General features: G+C 40.9%; 2 protein-coding genes. Both read left to right on the forward strand.

The window, feature by feature from the left end; all coding sequences use genetic code 11:
- Positions 1 to 400: hypothetical protein (locus FMM05_RS21085; RefSeq protein WP_221932296.1), on the forward strand; the 400-nt coding region annotated here is incomplete at its 5' end.
- A gap of 205 nt (positions 401 to 605) precedes the next feature.
- Positions 606 to 1,268, forward strand: a 663-nt coding sequence (locus FMM05_RS20860; RefSeq protein ID WP_221932297.1) for a hypothetical protein, incomplete at its 3' end; no start/stop codon positions are given.

Genomic DNA, 1,268 nt, shown 5'->3' on the forward strand with positions numbered 1-1,268 from the left:
GTCCATTTGGGGCACGCGTGCAAGTAATGGTGTTATCGTACTCACATCAAAGAAGGGGAAAAAAAATCAGCCGCTAAGCATTAGCTTTTCATCAACATTGACCGTTGGCAGTAAACCTAATTTATACTACAGGCCGCAAATTTCTTCATCGGACTTTATAGACATTGAACAGGATCTGTTTAAAAACAATTATTACTTCTTCGACCAGCTTTATAATTATACGCCGCTATCCCCAGCAGTAGAGATTTTTATCCAGCGGTCAAACAACCAAATAACTGCGGCGGATTCAGCGTCACGAATTGACGCCTTAAAAGCTTATGATGTGCGCTCACAGCTGAACCGTTACGCTTACAGGCCATCAGTACCAACAGTACCTGCTAAATCTAAGCGGAGGAAATGAAAATCAGCACTTTTATATATCAGGCGGCTACGATAAGAATTTGGCTAATTCGGTAACCGACAAATTTGACCGCATCACCTTCAACGCAAACAATACTTTTTCGCTGTTAAAGGATAGGCTGGAAATAACAAGCGGTATTAATGTCAGTTCTGCGAAAACCTATAGTAAATCAGACACTTACACACCATATACCCCTTACGACCGTTTGGCTGATGATAAAGGTAATTCCTTACCAGTTGTTACCCTGACCACTCTTCGGTCATCCTACATAGATACAGCAGGAAACGGAAAGCTACTGGATTGGCACTACCGGCCTAAAGATGAATTTAATCCAAACACCAAGGCGCAAACAGACCAGTATAAAATAAATTTAGGCTTTAATTTTAAAATATTAAAGGGTCTAAACCTGACAGGGGGATACCAGTTCCTGAAAGAGACCAATACTATTAATGCAGATTATGGGATAAGCAGCTACTTTACTAGAAGCACAATCAACCAGTACTCCTCCATCGTGGATAATATGGTTGTCCGGCCTGTAACACTTGGAGGCATACTTTATAGAACAGAGGTTAGCTCTATATCAAAAACAGGGAGACTACAGCTGAATTATAATGAAGTGTTAGCACAAGACCATGAAATTAATGCCATTGCAGGATATGAGGGGAGTGACAGCCGTAGCCGTTCAACCGGTTTGATTCTCTATGGCTACGATCCGGAACTTTTGACAAATACAAATAATGCAATTGATCCGCAGAAGTATTACCCCTATTATTATGAACCATTTATTGCAAGGCAGATCCAGACTGCCCCAGATTTAAGGGAGCTTACAAATATTACACAATCGTATTATGCCAATGTATCCTACACG

This window comes from Flavobacterium zepuense, assembly GCF_007097145.1.
Lineage (GTDB): Bacteria > Bacteroidota > Bacteroidia > Flavobacteriales > Flavobacteriaceae > Flavobacterium > Flavobacterium zepuense.